Annotated in this window: 15 protein-coding genes and 3 pseudogenes; 7 read left to right on the top strand and 11 right to left on the bottom strand. The window is 60.0% G+C overall.

Features of this window, described 5'->3' with window-relative positions:
- Positions 1-183: 183 nt before the first annotated feature.
- Both metK and AC0L2R_RS28810 read right to left on the bottom strand, forming a co-directional pair.
- A complete protein-coding gene (metK, locus tag AC0L2R_RS28815; protein WP_065010977.1) occupies positions 184-1,359 on the bottom strand; it encodes a methionine adenosyltransferase in 1,176 nt (391 codons plus the stop codon).
- A 54-nt stretch (positions 1,360-1,413) separates the two neighbouring features.
- The gene (locus AC0L2R_RS28810) at positions 1,414-2,751 is read right to left on the bottom strand and encodes a serine hydroxymethyltransferase (protein WP_473512914.1); all 1,338 of its coding nucleotides are present in this window, start codon (positions 2,749-2,751) and stop codon (positions 1,414-1,416) included.
- Between the two features lie 102 nt (positions 2,752-2,853).
- On the opposite strand from AC0L2R_RS28810, the gene AC0L2R_RS28805 reads away from it, so the two are divergent.
- The 3 genes and pseudogenes from AC0L2R_RS28805 to AC0L2R_RS28795 all read left to right on the top strand — a co-directional run.
- Positions 2,854-3,036, top strand: a complete 183-nt coding sequence (locus tag AC0L2R_RS28805) for a hypothetical protein (protein WP_065010976.1) — start codon at positions 2,854-2,856, stop codon at positions 3,034-3,036.
- A gap of 669 nt (positions 3,037-3,705) precedes the next feature.
- A pseudogene (locus AC0L2R_RS28800) lies at positions 3,706-4,323 on the top strand (type IV toxin-antitoxin system AbiEi family antitoxin domain-containing protein).
- Positions 4,316-4,952: pseudogene (locus AC0L2R_RS28795) on the top strand (nucleotidyl transferase AbiEii/AbiGii toxin family protein); the annotation flags it as partial. The pseudogenes AC0L2R_RS28800 and AC0L2R_RS28795, both read left to right, overlap by 8 nt.
- Here AC0L2R_RS28795 and AC0L2R_RS28790 read toward each other — a convergent pair.
- The 5 genes and pseudogenes from AC0L2R_RS28790 to AC0L2R_RS28770 all read right to left on the bottom strand — a co-directional run.
- A pseudogene (locus AC0L2R_RS28790) lies at positions 4,952-5,143 on the bottom strand (DUF5131 family protein); the annotation flags it as partial. The pseudogenes AC0L2R_RS28795 and AC0L2R_RS28790 sit on opposite strands and share 1 nt — an antisense overlap.
- 47 nt (positions 5,144-5,190) lie before the next feature.
- Positions 5,191-5,622, bottom strand: a complete 432-nt coding sequence (locus AC0L2R_RS28785) for a PIN domain-containing protein (protein WP_065010975.1) — start codon at positions 5,620-5,622, stop codon at positions 5,191-5,193.
- On the bottom strand, positions 5,619-5,918 hold the full coding sequence (locus tag AC0L2R_RS28780) for a hypothetical protein (RefSeq protein WP_082982646.1): 300 nt from the start codon (positions 5,916-5,918) through the stop codon (positions 5,619-5,621). The genes AC0L2R_RS28785 and AC0L2R_RS28780 overlap by 4 nt, the downstream gene beginning before the upstream one ends.
- A gap of 272 nt (positions 5,919-6,190) precedes the next feature.
- Positions 6,191-6,325, bottom strand: coding sequence for a hypothetical protein (locus AC0L2R_RS28775; protein ID WP_473512908.1), 135 nt, complete (start codon positions 6,323-6,325; stop codon positions 6,191-6,193).
- 205 nt (positions 6,326-6,530) lie between these two features.
- On the bottom strand, positions 6,531-7,439 hold the full coding sequence (locus AC0L2R_RS28770; RefSeq protein WP_473512907.1) for a BRCT domain-containing protein: 909 nt from the start codon (positions 7,437-7,439) through the stop codon (positions 6,531-6,533).
- Positions 7,440-8,058: 619 nt separating this feature from the next.
- On the opposite strand from AC0L2R_RS28770, the gene AC0L2R_RS28765 reads away from it, so the two are divergent.
- On the top strand, positions 8,059-8,352 hold the full coding sequence (locus AC0L2R_RS28765; protein ID WP_065010972.1) for a hypothetical protein: 294 nt from the start codon (positions 8,059-8,061) through the stop codon (positions 8,350-8,352).
- Here AC0L2R_RS28765 and AC0L2R_RS28760 read toward each other — a convergent pair.
- Positions 8,295-8,849, bottom strand: a complete 555-nt coding sequence (locus AC0L2R_RS28760; protein ID WP_245430183.1) for a hypothetical protein — start codon at positions 8,847-8,849, stop codon at positions 8,295-8,297. The two genes, AC0L2R_RS28765 and AC0L2R_RS28760, sit on opposite strands and share 58 nt — an antisense overlap.
- A gap of 282 nt (positions 8,850-9,131) precedes the next feature.
- Positions 9,132-9,653 (bottom strand): helix-turn-helix domain-containing protein, encoded by a 522-nt coding sequence (locus AC0L2R_RS28755; RefSeq protein WP_141246647.1) that lies wholly within the window; start codon positions 9,651-9,653, stop codon positions 9,132-9,134.
- Between the two features lie 720 nt (positions 9,654-10,373).
- On the opposite strand from AC0L2R_RS28755, the gene AC0L2R_RS28750 reads away from it, so the two are divergent.
- From AC0L2R_RS28750 to AC0L2R_RS28740, 3 genes are all read left to right on the top strand, one after another.
- Positions 10,374-10,667, top strand: a complete 294-nt coding sequence (locus AC0L2R_RS28750) for a hypothetical protein (RefSeq protein WP_245430182.1) — start codon at positions 10,374-10,376, stop codon at positions 10,665-10,667.
- Between the two features lie 108 nt (positions 10,668-10,775).
- Entirely contained in the window at positions 10,776-11,372 is a 597-nt protein-coding gene (locus AC0L2R_RS28745) for a DUF6088 family protein (protein WP_065010967.1), read from the top strand.
- Complete coding sequence (locus AC0L2R_RS28740) at positions 11,362-12,399, top strand: nucleotidyl transferase AbiEii/AbiGii toxin family protein (protein WP_065010966.1); 1,038 nt, start codon at positions 11,362-11,364, stop codon at positions 12,397-12,399. The genes AC0L2R_RS28745 and AC0L2R_RS28740 overlap by 11 nt, the downstream gene beginning before the upstream one ends.
- Before the next feature lie 370 nt (positions 12,400-12,769).
- Here AC0L2R_RS28740 and AC0L2R_RS28735 read toward each other — a convergent pair whose 3' ends face one another.
- Positions 12,770-13,288 carry a (2Fe-2S)-binding protein gene (locus AC0L2R_RS28735; RefSeq protein WP_082982644.1) on the bottom strand — a complete coding sequence of 173 codons (519 nt, stop codon included), beginning with the start codon at positions 13,286-13,288 and terminating at the stop codon, positions 12,770-12,772.
- A 23-nt stretch (positions 13,289-13,311) separates the two neighbouring features.
- Positions 13,312-16,140, bottom strand: a complete 2,829-nt coding sequence (locus AC0L2R_RS28730; RefSeq protein ID WP_473512904.1) for a xanthine dehydrogenase family protein molybdopterin-binding subunit — start codon at positions 16,138-16,140, stop codon at positions 13,312-13,314.
- Between the last annotated feature and the right edge of the window lie 1,002 nt (positions 16,141-17,142).

The raw sequence follows: 17,142 nt of genomic DNA, 5'->3' as shown, positions 1-17,142 counted from the left end.
CAAGGAATGCCTCGTCGCACTGGGCGATGATGTCGACAATGGCATTACCGATACAAAGCACGTCATAGTTCGGCATCTATTCATATCTCCGCCAAAAACCCACCCTCTGCCGCGCCGGGCGCGGGCGGGTTTTTGCAGGTGTGGAATGGAGTTGCCGTATGCCGCTGCATCCAACTCGGCGCATCACGCTGCTGCCGGTCCTGCCTCACGCAGCAGGTCCTCAGCTCTGTCCGTCCTTTCCCACGTGAACTCCGGCTCTTCGCGGCCGAAGTGTCCGTATGTCGCGGTCTTGCGGTATATTGGGCGTAAGAGATCAAGCATCTTGATGATGCCTTTCGGTCGGAGATTGAAAAGCTCAAGAACGACGCGCTCGATCCTTTTTTCGTCGATCTTTGCGGTTCCGAAGGTATTGATCAGGATAGACACCGGCGCGGCCACACCGATCGCGTAGGCAAGCTGAACCTCGCAGACATCCGCAAGGCCGCTTGCAACGACATTTTTTGCGACGTACCGCGCCGCATAGGCGGCCGAGCGATCAACCTTGGACGGGTCCTTGCCCGAAAAGGCGCCGCCGCCGTGACGCCCCATCCCACCGTAGGAATCGACGATGATCTTGCGTCCGGTGAGCCCGCAGTCGCCGCGCGGCCCACCGACCACGAACCGGCCTGTTGGATTGACCAGGAACCTTATCCCCGTCGTATCCAAGTCGTGGGGCAAGACCGGCCTTATGATCTCCTCAATGACGCCTTCGCGGACTGTGGCTTGTGAGACCTCCTCGTCATGCTGCGTCGACAGGACTATGGTATCAAGCGCTACCGGGCGCAAACCCTCATAACGGACGGACACTTGAGATTTAACGTCCGGGCGAAGCCAGCCAAGGCGTCCGGTTTGGCGCACCTCTGCCTGTTTTTTTGTCAATTCGTGAGCGAGTTGGATTGGCAACGGCATCAATGTTTCGGTCTCGTTGCACGCGTACCCGAACATGAGACCCTGATCCCCCGCTCCCTGCTCGAGATCCTGCCCTCGTCCCTCGTCGACGCCCTGGCTGATGTCAGGCGACTGCTCGGTCAAGGCCAAGATCACGGCGCAACGCCGGCCGTCAAAGCCGATCGCATCGTCGTCATATCCAATGTCCAAGATGATATCGCGGGCAACTTGGCTGTAGTCGATCTGCGCGTCGCTGGTGATCTCGCCAGCCAGAACGACCATCCCTGACTTCACCAACGCTTCACAAGCAACACGAGCCGTAGGATCCTTGCGGAGGATCGCATCGAGGACGCCATCTGAGATATTGTCGGCCATCTTGTCGGGATGTCCCGCGCCGACGGATTCGGAAGAGAACACGAATTGTCTGGTCATGGAATGTCCTCGCTTCAAACGTTGGAATTGGATGTGACAGTTGATCTGGCCGTCTTACCTGTCGGAGATGCCAGGCACGTCGAACGCAGCGCAGAAGTCGGCAACGTCTCTGCGCACCCTGGCATGCACGTCCGAATCATCGGGCTGGCGACAGACCAGGTCGATGAAAGCGGCAATCTGCACCATTTCCGCCTCGCGCATGCCCACAGACGTCACTGCTGGCGTGCCTAAGCGTATGCCGCTGGTGAGCGCGGGATGGCGCCGGTCGCCCGGCACCATGTTGAAATTCGTAATGATGCCCGCTTGCGACAAGCGCTCGGCATAGGCTTTCCCGGATAGCGGCCGGTCCCGAAGATCAAGGATCAGCATGTGATTGTCAGTGCCCCCCGTGACGAGCTCATAACCTCGCTGTAGAAGCGCCTGGGCCAGCGCCTTGGCATTTTTGACGATCTGCTGACCGTACACACGGAAGGACGGCTTCCCTGCTTCGTGCAGAGCGACAGCTAGCGCGGCAATCGTATTCATGTGCGGTCCGCCCTGGAGGAGAGGGAACACGGCACGGTCTATGCGTTTGGCCAGATTGTGTTTGCTCTTGGAATGATAGAGCGCCTGATAGCGGTCCTCATTCCTTGACAATATGAAGCCACCGCGGGGGCCGCGGATCGACTTGTGAGAGGTGCTGGTGACCACATCGCAATGGCCAACAGGATTCGGATGCACTCCTGCGACAACGAGGCCGGTGATGTGGGCGATGTCGGCCACGAGATAGGAGTTCACCTCGGAAGCAATTTCGGCCATTGCCTCATAGTCAAAGATACGCGGATAAGCAGTTCCGCCGACCCAAATGAGCTTCGGTCGTTCCCGTTTGGCCGTCTCGCGCAAGCGGTCATGGTCAATCTGCTGCGTCTTGTCGTGCAGCCCGTACGGAACTCGCTGATAGTCAGTGCCGGAGAAGTTGACGACCCAACCGTGAGTCAGATGCCCGCCGCCGGGGAGCGTCAAGCCCATCATCTTGTCTCCCGGACACAACAGCGCTCGACAGACAGCCTGATTGGCCGGCGAGCCGGAATAAGGCTGCACGTTGGCGTGTTCACAGCCGAATAGCGCCTTCAATCGCTCGATGGCGAGGTTCTCAAGCTCATCGACGATCTCGTTTCCGGCGTAGTAGCGCGCGCCGGGATATCCCTCGGCATACTTGTTGGTGAAAATAGACCCGGTCGCTTCCAACACCGCCGAGGACGCGAAGTTCTCGGAGGCGATAAGTTTGAGGGTCGTCCGCTCCTGGCGCTCCTGTCTTAAAAGCAGCTCGTGAACGCGAGAATCTACGGCAGCCAGGTGAGGCCACCCGTAAGTGTCAGGCTCCGCGATGGCGCCGCCAGTCGAATTGTTCATATCAGCTTCGTGCTCCATTGGGACTAAGTTTCAGGACAAGCAGGCGGCCACCTTGGACCGCGCCCCCTGTATCGCCTCCAGGCGCTGTAGGTCTTGTGTGTGATGGCCATCGCCGTGGGGCAGGAGATCAACCAGCAATTGAACCAAGCCGCCGTCCGAGCCTCCTGCTTCGAGGTGGTACGAAGGCCAGGGGCGCTGTTCGTTGCCGAGAAGAAAGCCGGCTCTGGCGAGCTGGCGGACGTGTGCGACCACGTGCTCGCGAGACAGACTCAGAACTTCTGCTAGCTCGCAGACGGTTAGGTCCGCATGCGCACAAAGTCCCAGGATTCGAAGTCGATCAAGATGAGCCGCGGCCTTTAGGCGCATGACCAGTGTCACCATCGGCCGGCACTCCTTGTATTGACTTCGTCCATTTGGCGTCCTCCCACTAATTTCAGAGGCAATCTTGCCGTCCGGCGAGGTCAATACGCCCGACCGCATCGCAGATCGTTTCCGATACGCCACGGTCTCGACCCGCGGCCCAAATGACAGGCTCAACGTACATATTCTCAGCGGTTTAGAGTGCTAAAAGTCCGCGATTTTCTTTGAAGGATCTGTTGCGACACGTGCATACCGGCTAGGATGCGCCCCAGCACAACGGCGGCTGCGCGGTAAGGCCGGCTTGCGAAGATGCGGCGAACGGCCGAGGCCTTCATGCGCTGGTCCCCGCGCGATGGGCAGGACGCTCAGCATCGACGGGGATGAAAAATCCATGTTGTCCATGGCTCCGATCTCTATCCCGATGGCCACATCCCAGGGAAACCAATATCCTGCTCGAAGTCGCCGCCGTCCACGGCGAACTCAAAGCATGGCTGCGGCGCAAGGCTCAATGCAGCTGACGATTGGCTTCATTGATTCTCAACAAGTGATACAAATCCTCGGACTGTAACCCCTTAGTCCCGAGATTTCGTATCAATGCCAGAGCCCGCTCCCCAGCGCCAAATCGCCCACGCACTTCTGACAGTGCGCGGAATCGCGCGTCTCGCGGAGCTGCGCAACGCCGGCGTAACAGCGGCCACGATGAGTCGCATGGAACGGGATGGGGAGGTGCTCCGGCTCGCACGCGGCCTCTACCAGCTCTCCGATGCGCCGCTCGACGCCAATCATAGCCTAGCCGAGGCTGCCAAGCGCGTACCCAAAGGCGTTGTCTGCCTTGTGTCAGCCCTGGCATTCCACCAGCTGACCGATTAGCTTCCGAGACAGGTATGGCTGGCCATCGGCCAGAAGGACTGGGCTCCCAAACCCAACGGCACACCCATTCGCATCGTGCGTTTTACCGAAAGTCTGCTCAACGACAGCGTCGAAACTCATGTTGTCGAGGGCGTGACCGTAAAGGTCTTTGGGGTTGTCACAACAATCGCGGACTGTTTCCGATATCGCAACAAGATCGGCCTGTCGGTGGCGATCGAGGGCCTCCAGGAAGCGCTTCGCCAGCGCAAGGCCACGCCCGGCGAAATTGCCAGGCAGTCCGAGCGTGGCGGTGTCGCCACGGTCATCCGGCCGTATATCGAGGCGCTGACTGCCAATGGCTAAAGAGATCAAGAACATCGGCGCCTCGGTGCGCGCACGTCTGCTGCAACTCGCCAAGGTAAGTGGCCAGAGCTTCGATCTGGTTCTGACCCGCTTCGCCCTCGAGCGGCTGCTTTTCCGGCTTAGCCAGTCACCCCACGCCGACCGTTTCGTGCTGAAGGCGCGATGCTGATGATGAGCTGGTTCGATGATCCGCACCGCGGCACCCGCGACCTTGACCTGCTGGATTTTGGCGATCCGAGCGCGGAGCCAATGCTGGCGACCTTTCGGGAGGTCCTGGCGCAGGACGCCGGCGATGGCGTCGAGTTCGACGCTGACGCACTCCGGGTCGACCGCATACGCGAGGAGCTGGAGTATGGTGGGCTCAGGCTGCGGACGACGGCCTCGATCAGCGGCGCCCGGGTCAGCCTGACGATCGACATCGGCTTTGGCGATGCGCTGGAGCCTGGTGCCGAAGAGCTGGACTATCCTTCCATGCTCGACTTCCCATGCCCCGGCTGCGGGCTTATGCGCGGGAAACTGTCATTGCCGAGAAATATCAGGCGATGGTGGCGCTGGGGCGGGCGAATAGCAGGATGAAGGACTTCTACGACATCTGGATTCTCAGCCGGTCCTTCACCTTCGACGACGACGCCTCGCGGTCTTCCCGCACCACGCCATTCCACACCGTGCGCTTTCCCGTTTTACGGGTAAGCCCCGCATATTTCGCGATGCCCATGGCCTCAAGCCGTCTGGCCATCTCCATTGCATAACAATGGGTGCAGCCTGCCGTAACGATCGAGCACCCTGCGACCGGGTTCCAAGTGGAGTCTGTCCACTCTATCTGAGTTCAGTCATCTTACCCTCCCGAGCATTTCTTGACCCGCCGCATCAGACCGCTCCGCGTATCGGATTGACGACCTCGAGCCCGGCAAAGTCTTTTTCGTTATCCGTTACCAGCACGCACTCGTTCGCTCCGGCGACAGCGGCGATGATCATGTCGAGCCCGCTGCGCGGCTTGCCGGCCGCTTTTCCTCCTGCCATCAGCCGCGCCCAGATCAGCCCGGCTTTGTCGTCGAACGAGAGGATGCGGCCCGCAAACAGCGCCGGCGGCCCCTCAGGCCCAGAGAACCACTTTTCAAGTGCGTCGCGTTTTTTCCCGCGCGGCTTCTCCAGAACCCCGCGAAGAATTTCCGCAACGGTCAGCGAAGCGATAAACAAATCCTCGTCACGCTGTCTCGACATCCATGCCAGGAGCGATTCCGACGGCTGCGATTTGACGACATTGCTGATGATGTTGGTATCGAGGAGGTAGCCTGTCACAGGTCGATCTTCCGTCCCTCTTCATGGGGGCGGGAAAGATCGAGGTCAGCTCCCACCAGCGGCGAACGACGCAATGCGGCGAGGATCCCGCCAGGCTTGGGTGGCTCGCCCGCGATGGTCTGGCTGACAGCAGCGCGCAGGCTAGAGGCATCCGGCCCATCTTCGGCCAGGCGGCGAGCCAAAGATCGAATGAGGTCGCGATCAGCATCGCGGCCAAGCACTTCGAAGCGCGCCAAGCCGCGCTCGCTGAGGCGAGATCGATAGTTTTGAATGGCGCGTTTTTGCGAGCTGCCCATAGTTGCCTCCGACATATTTCCAGTAATATAACCAGAACGCAGGGTTTGATCAAGGGGCGGGCAGTCCGGGCGGTGCTCCCTTGCGGTTGGATGGCATCGGTCCAGGATGCGTGATATATGTTGCGCGACGGTATTTAACGAGCGTCAAGCAGCCGCCGGGAGGCCGCGAGGTGCAAAATCGTCCAACTGGTCCCGATAGTTTACGAAACTTCAAAATTCTCTCGTTGCCAGAAAACATTTGGCAGTGAAAGGGCCGTCTGTCTCTGTCACCATCAGATCGATGGGCAAGTGCAGGCGAGAGAGCGGCCGCGATCCGAACGGGTCATCTCGGCTTTGACGGAGAAATAGCAGCCGAGCATCGCCGCACGTCGAGCCTCGCTTTTGCTTCCGGTGAACCAGTGAAGCACGACGGTGCCGCGATCCTGCGGGAGATATTGTTCCTGCAGGTGCCGCCGCTGCTCGCCTTAAAACTGTCAGAAAAGTGTGGCGAGCGCCCAGACACCCGTATCACGATTCACTAAGGCTCAGGTGTTCAGCTCCGCGCTTCCGACGACTAGGCTCTGAAGCCGCACCTCCAAGACAATAGGTTTTCCGTTTGCCGGATGGAGGCGGTCAGAAACCCAACGCTTTGGCCAGCATCGGTTCAAGAACCAGATGCGGCCGACCTCCCTTTTCGCGAAGCTCCATTGCCCTGATGATCTTCGTGCCTTCGTGGCTGTGCTTCCAGTCCCGAGACGCTTCGGCCGCGACGATGAGGTAGTCGGTCTGGCCGCAGACGGTGTCCTTCCAATCACCGCCGCGTTCGCAAATCATCGCAGCGATTACTTTTCGAGGGCCGATGGCGAATTTCCCCGTGAGGACGAACATCCGGCTCGGAATCACGAACTGGCTTGCATCCTCCAAGGCGCCGTCAATGACACCCACATTGCCGAAGGTAGGCAGCCCCGTGTCTGTCGCGCTGTCGCCGACAAGACGGGCAATCCACCCGCATATGTCTTCTGCCTCGTCGGCGGTTATGCGACCGTCAGCAAAAGACCTTCTGGCAGTTTCTCCGAGAGTTGCCACGCGGCTGTCTCTGCGCAGGACCACACTCGAGTCCAACCTGGACAGCAGTTTTTCGACCTCTGCTGGCGTGATGGAGTTGTCGCAGGCGATACCGGCACAGAATCCGTAGAACTCGTTGACTTCGTCCTTGTCGTCAGCTGCGACAAACTCCCGTGAGCGTATGCCGATTATTGTTTCAAGGACGGCGTAGATCTCTTCGGGTGCGTTACCCCAAATATCCAGATCGCGGATGAGCTCGGCAGCATCATCGTCGTGAAGAAGGGACAGGAACTGCTCAGCTTCGACCCTGAGTGGCGGCATCTCCGCCCGCTCGACCCGCTCGCTGGCCATCACGCCCTTCAAGAACCCGAGCCAGTACCCCAACGCCTTGCGGTGATTTGCCTGCGCATGGACTCTACCGAGCGCGGCCCCTTCGTGTTCGAGTTTACCGCTCCTTCCGCGGAACACTTCAACCATTGTCGCCCCCCTCGACTCTACTTTTCGATTGTAGCAGACATCACAACACTCATCTATCCGCCGACTAGACAACGCGTGCCGAAACCGGAAGGCTTAATCCCGTTAGCTCCTTGCTTTCGACAAGGATAGGGCCAGGTTGCCACCCCCAGGAACAGCGTAAGCGGCCGACCAAAGAAGACGCTCTGGACACACCAAGGATCAGGCCGCCTGAACCCGCTCCCGCTCCGCCTCCGACGCGCTCTGTCCCTCGCGCAGCCGTGCTCGTCCTCAAGGGACGCTCCGCTCAAGCCCTTGCGGAGTGCGCGCGCCTGCGCTTGACGGGACGCGCGACGGCGGCTCCGGAGATCAGGCTTGGTTCCAGATCGCTTCGTGCGGGAAGCTAAAGCTCGGAGACCGCCTTTCGCCTACTGCGCCGACACTGTTCTGTCCCTGGCGCTGCCGTGCTCGACGATGTCACCTTGGATTGCATCTGCCGAATTCTCGCGTATCCTGCGGCTGCGCATGTGAGCACAAGGTGGCGCCTGGCGCTTCGACGAGCCACCCCAGCGAGAACCAGCGTCGGCATGGCGACCGAAAATGCTGAGGCAAGAGACCGCCACTCCAGAAGGAAACGTTCGTCATGGATTCCCATGCCGTTATTGCGTCCCTGCCAGTCGCCGGGGCCGACCGTACTGTGCTTATCGAGGCTGCCAACGCCGCGTTCGAAAGGGTCGTTGAGCGGATTGAGCCGGACAACGAGAAGCTGACTCGCACCCTTTGGGACGCCGAGTCCTATATCGATAATGAAATCACGGCAGACATGTTACCGATTTCACGGGACGAGGCTGCGTACCTAGTCGACGTGTTCCTGGTGCATCATGTCATTGGACTAACTGTCGAAGCAGACCAGGAGGCCGCTGAATCCCGGCCGTGAACCTCCCCGGAGGCAGCTGGATCTGCCTGCTGCAATCTCGCGGGCAGCGCGATCAATGCACTGACCTTTGCCGCCACCTCTTCAAGGGTGGCAGTGAGGCGGTTTATCTGCGAGGCGGTGGCGGCCCGTTCCGGGCCGTAGCGGGTGACGAGATATTCCCGGTTCTGGCTAAGGGACTGGAGATGCTTGGCCGTCTTCGCGCGAAGGCGCAGGCCCGCCTCCAGTGCGTGCTCCGTGCGTCTCGACAGGTCGTGCTGCAGTTTGCGGATCTGATTGGGATTGTGCCCACGATGGAGCAAAAGCGCGGTCAGGTGGAGTTCGATCGCATGAATCGCCGCCAATCTGAACGGCGCTCTGGTGAGCGGCTTGCCGGGTCGTCCGAGCTCAAGGAGGTGGTTTGCCGCCTTGCGGTTTTCCTCTGCCAGCTCGTGAACCTGCTGTGGCGACGCTAGCTCGCCGGGATATTTGCGTTCTTCGATAGCCATATAGCGCAACATAAAGATGCTGATTTCCTGTGCATATATTCAGCGCGAAAACAAATCGAGTTTCTTGCTGAGTGACCGGGGCCACTACACGCGTCGGAAGGCGGGGCGGCCCGTTCTGGCACTGCGGCGGTCAGGCGAGAAACGGCTGACGGAAAGGCGCTACAGCAGGCCGGATCCGCTCATCTCGCGGATCCTGACGTTGCCTCCCGTCCGGCGGCCGGCCATCGCGTTGGCTCCCGAGTAGCGGCGCGATGGAGTGGCCGTTCCGACAGTCCTCTACCTAGACTTAGACTACTAGGGAGACGGCGCCGCCACTTCGTCCTCCATGTCGAGCGATTTTTCGACTGCCTCCGGATTCCGGGCGATGGTCCAAAGGAGAGTATTCGCCGCTGCATCCGGTTCCGAGCGACCTTGCTCCCAGTTCCGAAGCGTTGCCAGATCGAGGCCATACCTCACGGAGAACGCCTCCTGGGACAGCTTGGTGCGATCCCGAACTTCGCGAACGCTTATCGGCCGCGGCGCATGAACCTTCGCGATCACTCCTGCGGACGAGAGTTCGTCCTTAAGTGCCCGCAGGTCGTCGACGCAAGGAACAGTTACGAACGCCTTGCCGTGATCGACCATTTCCGTGAGTACCGCATGGGCCGTCCTCAGCGGCAGCTGTCTCCTGACAAGAACCCGAGCAGCCTCAGGAGTATTCGCGCCGTGTAGAAAGCTGAGGCTCAGCCGGACGGGAGAGCCTGACGACACCCGGACGACGTCCCGGGTTCGCACCCGTTGTCCGAACCGCTCCATGAACTTCGATGTAGTCGACATTAAGCTTCTCCGCGATCACTCGACCGAGCTTGCGCAATTTGGATCAACCCCATTGGACCTGGGCATCGCCCCCGATATGCAGGTCACGGACAACCAGATGGTTGCTGCCCATCTCCACGTCCCCCAATAGCTGAAGCACGCCATCGGGCTAGACGACATCAAAGAGGAGGCAGGGTCCTCCGAAATGTCAGCGTCCACAATGAGTTCGATATCATAGCTGCACACGCGATCCCTACGCAAGTTGCTTATAGAAAGCATGTCAGGTGCTGGCGAGGGTCAAGGCCTCACCGATCTTCGAATTGGCGCGATGCTGGCAACACTCGCCGGCTATGTTGTCTAAAATCGATTTTTGTTAATGGGACCTGCGAGGAACCCCGATGACGAAGATAGCTGTACGTATGCGTCGCGGCCAAGGGTCGGTGGGCAAGCGGACGAGAACCTTTCCCAAACTGGCTGAGAAATTGCAGATGCGTCGCTTGGCCAGGATTAACGCCGTCCTGCAGAGGGCGGAAGAATCGGCCTGCGCGCTGAGAAGGACGGCAGGATTGCGGGACGGGTGAGTGCTGATCTAATTAAGAAGGCCAAAGCTCGAAGCGGATTGACATTTGATACCGAGCTCGTTGAATTTGCGTGCAAACGTGGCTCTGGAAGACAACTTCGCCGAGACCTTCAGGAAAACACGGGAAACTGTGGATCCGACGCTGAAGCTCGGATTCTGAATTGACCGATTTCGACTTTGGTGCGGCCGTAAGATGGTCGCGATTTGATTCCCAAAAACCCTTGAGCCGCGGCCCCGAAATGGAGCTGCCGATCATCGGCAACCTCGTCGGGCCTGAAGTTGCGGGCGAGGGCGGCAATGACTCGGGCCATCTTCCGCAGTCGCCTTACCCGGATGCCTCATTCATCCATGCAGGAAGGTCGAAGACCTGCGGCAGCCTGATCCCGTTCCAAAAGCTCAATGCCAGACGTCCCGTTTGGACAGGCAGGCCGCGTCATAATTTGGGTGGGATATAGCGTCCAGATTTGGCCATAGCCTATCTTGATCTGTTTCTTTGCAATTCAATATGATAGGAGCCAATTCGGTCAGAAACTCGAATCTTCTCTCTGACAGGAGCTAATGCCATGGAAGAGGTCACGCGAGCGGTTCAAATGCGTACGAAAAGAGCCAAGGAAGGTGCTTTGCTCACTTCGAAGGAATTCGTTGGCTCTGGAAACCGTGCGGCAGCCGATCAAGCTCTGAGCAGACTTGCGAAAAAGGGCGAACTGGCGCGCGTCTACAGAGGAATGTACACGCCCTCAAGGAAGACGCCGTATGGATATGTGCTGCCGGAAGCGGAAGCCATCGTGAAGTCGTACGCTTCCTTGTCAGGTGAGAAGGTCGTCAATTCCGGTGCTACGGCGGCGAACCAGCTGGGCCTGACGACACAAGTTCCGGTTCAAAAAGTCTTTCTCACGACCGGAAAGTCGAAGAACCTGAAACTTGGCCGCCGCACAATACGCCTCAAGCACGCGCCCGCTTGGATCACGAGCCTGCCAAAGAACAGGTCGGGCGAAGCCATCCGGGCAATCGCGCACCTTGGCCGAGCTAACGGTGTCCACTACGCGAAATTGCTCAAGAACAGACTGACCCCCGAGGAATGGACTCGCGTAGTCGCCCTCAAGGCGAAAGTGCCCGCTTGGCTCCATACGGCGATCTCGAAAGCAGAAAATGAGCGGTGAATCCTTCTTCGATTTGAAACGTGGCCAGCAAAGAGACGCTCTTCTGGCCGCTTCGGCAACATTGGGACGCGAGCCGCATATCCTTGAAAAGGATATCATGGTCGTCGCGACGCTTGACGCTGTCTACACCTCCGCATTTAGGGACCTCCTGTATTTCAAAGGGGGTACTTCGCTTTCCAAAGTCTATCGGCTGATTGACAGATTCTCTGAAGATTTGGATCTGACCTATGACATGACAAAGTTCCTTGATGGTGGGAACTTTGATGAGGACGGCATTCCTCCGAGCGGATCGCAGGCGAGCAAACTAACTGAGATGGTCAGGAAGCGCTTGCCGGAGTGGATTAAGGGCGAATTCGCTCCGATGATGGCGCGAGCCATGGCCGACAAGGGCATCAAGGTGACCTTGGCCTATAATTCCTCGGAAACGCTCAATGTCGACTTTGAGAGTCGTTTCGATGGTCACTCTTACGTTCGCTCATCGGTTCTCTTGGAGTTCGGCGCTCGGTCCACAGGTCGGCCGGCCGAAGAACACGCAATAATTTGCGATGCGGCTCAGGCGAACACAGGTCTCGTGTTTCCGACCGCGTCGGTCCACGCGATGGCGGTGGAGCGCACCTTTTGGGAGAAGGCGACAGCGGCTCACGTTTATTGTCTTCAGCAGAACCTCAAGAAAGACCGCTTCTCGAGGCACTGGCATGATCTCCATTATATCTACAAGTCGAAACATTGGGCATCTGCGCTCGAAGACGCGGAGCTCGCGAGGAAGGTCGCGCGCCACAAGTCATTTTTCTTCAAGGAGAAGGACAAGGACGGCCAGATCGTGGACTACGGCAAGGCGGTCTCCGGCGAGATCGTTATGGTGCCTTCTGGCACCGCCTTGAAAGAACTGGAGAAGGACTACCGCATCATGCAGGAAAGCGGCATCACAGCCGCAGACGCGCCGGATTTCGGGGCGGTCGTGCAGAGCTGCAAGGAGATGGAAGTTGCCATCAACAGTGCCTTGGGTTCGGCGAGGAAGAGGGCGTGAGCTGTGCAGGGCTGCCTGCTGTCCTTTTTGTATGAACGCGCCGGTCACCGTGGCTTTGTCGGGAAAAGCATCTAGCGCGACGCAACTGGAAACGCTGGTCGGCAGTCCTGAAGCGCGGTTTCATCGCGATGATGGATGTGGATGCGCTGTCGCTCAAACAAGGCTTGACCAAGCACACCGACATAGGAAGCGTAATGAACCGCAATGCGAGGCGTGCCGCGCAAGCGCAGGCACGGACGGGAACTATTTGACCGTATCGCGGCGAGCAAAAGGGACACGCCCAGGTGCCGGAAACAGAAACGCCCGTGCTGCACGTCGACCTGATGCGTGCCGCAGGCCAAATATCCAGGAACCGCCTCATCGCCGGACCTCAGCCCTGTACCAGGCCGGGCCTGCTCAGGATCACGTGACGGACCGCCTCATAATAACGGACATAACCGGTGCAACGACAAATGTGCGGCGCAAGCGCCTGCTCGATTGTGCGTTCGACATCCGCCCTGCGGACCGGCTTCTCTTTGAGACGCTCAACCAGCACGGTTGCACCGGTGACAAAGCCCGGCGTGCAATAGCCGCACTGGAACGAAAAACGTTCGACGAAGGCCTGCTGAATCGCGGAGAGCCGAACGACATCGCCATTCGCGTCGCGTTCGGCATGCGCTTCGATGGTGCGGACAGACTTGCCCTTGAAGAAATGCGCTCCGGTGATGCAGCTGCGGATCTCGCGGGAACTTCCTTCCGGCCCATCGAGAATGATCGCGCAGGCGTGGCAGATGCCTTGGCCGCAGCCAAGCCGCGAGCCCGTAAGGTTGAGATATTCGTGCAGGAAGTCGATCATCATGAGATCGTCAGGTACGTCGAACGGACCGACCTTGCGATTGTTGACGGTCATCGAAAGTGGTCGTGTGGCAACGGTCACGGCAGGGCCTGCAGAATCTTCTCTGGCGTGATCGGCGTCTGATAAAAACGCTTGCCGATGGCATGGTTAACGGCATTGACGATCGCCGGAACGATCGCGATCATCACAACCTCGGCCATTCCCTTTGGTGGATCGATATCGGAAAGCGGCGCCAATACCTCCGATGTCTGTGTCCAGACCGCGACATCCCTGGCATGCGGCAGGCGATACCGGTTCCAGTTCCACGTCCCGTCGCCGGGACCGTCCTCATAGAGCGGCAACTCCTCGAGCAAGGCGTGGCCGACGCCCATAGCCATGCCGCCTTGGAGCTGACCCGAGACAAGTTCCGGCACGATCTGAGTGCCGCATTCGAGGATGGAATGATGCGAAAGGAGCTTCACGTCGCCTGAGGCGGTGTCCACTGCGACTTCGGCGATCGTCGCCACGCCCGTGTAACAGGTGCCAGCGGCGTTCTGGCGCTGTACCGGCGGATAGAAGACCTGGCGCCGGTCGAGAAAATGGAAGCCGCCGCAGGTCATCAGCGCCTTCAAACCAGCCGGCGCGCTTTGGCCATAGCAGACCGAAAGCGCGTCGACCGGCAAGCGGACGGCGCCGACGTTCGGCACATCGAACACCGCCTCGGCCCATTGCCCGCGATTGAAGACATGGACGCTGACCCCCGTGACCAGGCCGAGCCTGTGCGCCGCCGCCGCGAGTTGTTCCAGTGCGAGCGGCTCCATCCCTCCAGCCGTCAATTTGCCATCTGCGATCCGCACGTCCGCCATGTCAACAGCGAGCGGCCCCGCCCGCCCGCCGCCCGGTCCACTAGACCAGAGCGCGACCGCAGCCGGCCAGAGCGACAGGTGCAGCAGCGCGCGCGCCGCCATCCGCGTGGCGTGGCCGATGAAATAGGCGCTGTTTGAGGCGCTCATCGGTGAAATAAACGAGGGCGTCCAGCGTGGATTGCGTGCCAGCGCGTCCTCCCTGTCCTGCGGCGTCGTATAGGGCTCCTCGGTGGAGGCGAGAGGCATCTCGGGCCAGTCGACGATCCCAAAGGCATAGTCGTGCGGCACCCGGCCGATGATGTCGGCGACCATCGCCGCCTGCGAGGTGGCCAGGCCCGTGCCAATATCATTGCCGTTCTGGCGCATGGTGAGCCGGCCGGACGGATCGAATGACAGCGTGGTCACCGCTGCCTCGGCTCCGGTGCCGTAATCCTTCTGCACCTGCGCGAAACCGATGCCATAGCGCTCACCCGGATTGGCGGTATCGAACGCCGCTTTGTTCGTATCGCGATCCCTCCACAATGGATGGGCACGAGCCCGCTCCAGGATCTCCTCGGTCCTTAGCGCCCCGCCGGCAATGGCGCCCTGCGAGCTCTTCATGCCGGTCTTGAACGCGTTCTTGAGGCGAAGCTCGATCGGATCGATGCCGAGCAGTTCGGCGGCCTCATCAACCATCATCTCGGTCGCGGCCATGGTCTGCAGCGTTCCGTACCCGCGCGTCGAGCCAGCATCGACAGCGCGCGAAGCGCGGACTTCGACCGAGAAATCGCTCTTCGGCAGATAATAGATGCTCTGCGCCGCGCTGGCCCCGACCTTGCCAACGTCGGGCGAGAAGTTGCGCCGCCCTCCGGCATCCATGCGATACCTGCCTTTCATGATGCGGAAGGCGTGCGTGGAGCGATCCACGACAAGCGTATTCTCCATCCAGAAGGCATGGCGCTTCAACCCCATCTGGAATTGCTCGAGGCGGTCGTTGGCAAGACGCACCGGGCGCCCGTCGCCATAGAGGCCTGCCAGGATAGCGTAGTAGGGAAAGATGGAATGATCCTTGGTACCGTATCCGACCGTGTGACCGATCGAAAGGTCGAGCGCCTTCACCGCGAACCGCGATTTCGACAGCATTTCCAGCGTCGAGGTCGCCACCTCATAAGGCGATTGGGTCGCGATGAGTGCGTGCAGGGTCGAACTGCCCGGCTCGAACCAGGCATTGCCATTGTCGGGTTCCATCGCGCAGGCGTCGGTCGACTGCGAGAAATAGCTTCGCTTCAGGACCAACGCATCGTCGCCGGTTGCTGTGATCTCACGCTCGATCTCGCCCGCCGCCCACAGGGCGCGGGCCGCCGCATCGCCGCTCTGATCCGGCTTCGGCCAGACGACCCGATCGCCGTCGAAACTGCCGTAGATGGTGGTGTCTTCGAGCGGATCGGTTTCATTCGATGTCGCGCCGCCGATGCGCACGAACCGGCTGGCGCTGTAATGGGGTGGCGTGTCGTAGCCGCCGACCGCGCCCCAGCGCACGATGCCCTTGGCGAAACGGACCAGCCGCTTGGCCGCGTCGAACCGCGCGAAATCCTTGTAGATCAAGAGCGCGACCGGCTGACCGAGCAGGCGCGGAATGCGTCCCTTCGGCACCAGGAACATGTCGCCATAGAAGCCGGGAGCCGTCGTTTCTGGCGGCGCAAGACCATCGCGCACAAGGTCTTCGCCGGCTATCAATTGGTCGGGCTTGAGACCTTCGCCCAGCAGTGAGAGGTCCAGCCCGTCCAACGGGGCGTCGGCCCAGGTGCCGCGGATCAGGAAGGCGTGGCTCTGTTGGTGCGGCCAGCCCGTTATGTCCCGGGCGCGAAAATCGCGGGTGAAGGTCTTGTCCCCCGTGACCTTGGCCACGGCGTCGATCCTGAAACGCGGCCGACCGTCCGGTCCGATCCAGTTTGGCGAATGGCCGGGCGAATTGGCAATGGGCGCAGCCGATGCGGGCCGGCCCAGAAAACGGATCTTGACCGCGATCCCCGCGCCAGCCGCCGCTGCGATGAACTGGCGCCGCGAAACCCTGCCGCTCATGCGGTCTCCCCGAAAGGCCGAGAGCCCGACCCTACACCCGGCTGGCTCGCCTCACCTGTATACTGCCGACTCGGGGCCGTTCCGCCATTCCGGCATCGCTGACAAACGGAACGGCCTTGCCCGGTCATGAAAATCGCCGGGCCTGTTGCATCAGTCCGCAATATTGAAGCGCATGACTTCTGCTTCGAATCCGAATGTTTGGATAGCATGTCCTCTGTTGTGAGCCCGTCCGAAGGATCTGGTCGAACTCGATGGGGTCGGGCGACGCAGGCTGGCTTGTGGTGGTGTGTCGCCAGGCGCCCCACGGAATCAACATTGCGAGTATTTTCCTTCCTGCATCGGACTGTCGTGATCGGGCGGCTATTTTCATAACCAAGAGTGGCCGCCCACCGGCAGAGCTCCCGTCATACCCAGTAGCGTTGCGCGGTTTCCGGGACGTCCAGTCACGTTTGCAATGCGCGTGTTGGAATCGGTGAATCTGCGACACATCACCGCCGCGGTTTGGCCACGGAGTTGCCGCAATATCCCACGACATAGCCGGCGTTGCCTGAGACGGTTCGGTCCGGCACCGGCTCAACCAAGCCCCCCCGCTCTAGGGTCAGTGCCGGATCGAACCACTCTCTTCCGACCCCCGAAATGCGCTCAGCAGAAGCAAGCTGATCCGCTTCAACGATGCGTGGTCTCCCAAATCGCATGGGGCGGCAAAGACCTGCACAGCAAAATGGTTTGAGGCGCGCCTCGGCTTCAGGCGAGAGGCAACTCTGGCCGGCTCTACGATGCCTTCGTTGTGAGAGCTCGTTCAAAGTAGCAAACTGTTGCTGGTCGCTAAGCAGGCTTGCATACCCATCGCCTCTGTCGATGCTCCCATCATAGTTGGTGCCTCAACCATGCCTGATGATCCAACGATTTCGTCATGGCGCAGTGATCGTGGTAAATCTCGGTCTCTGTGCCTGGGATCGGCCCCCCGTTCCCCAGGTCGTGGTCGAAATCAATGCTGGAACC

The sequence above is a fragment of the Mesorhizobium sp. WSM4820 genome (assembly GCF_055811075.1).
The sequence above is the reverse complement of the archived record's forward strand: the minus strand, read 5'-3'. Positions and strand labels throughout refer to the sequence as shown.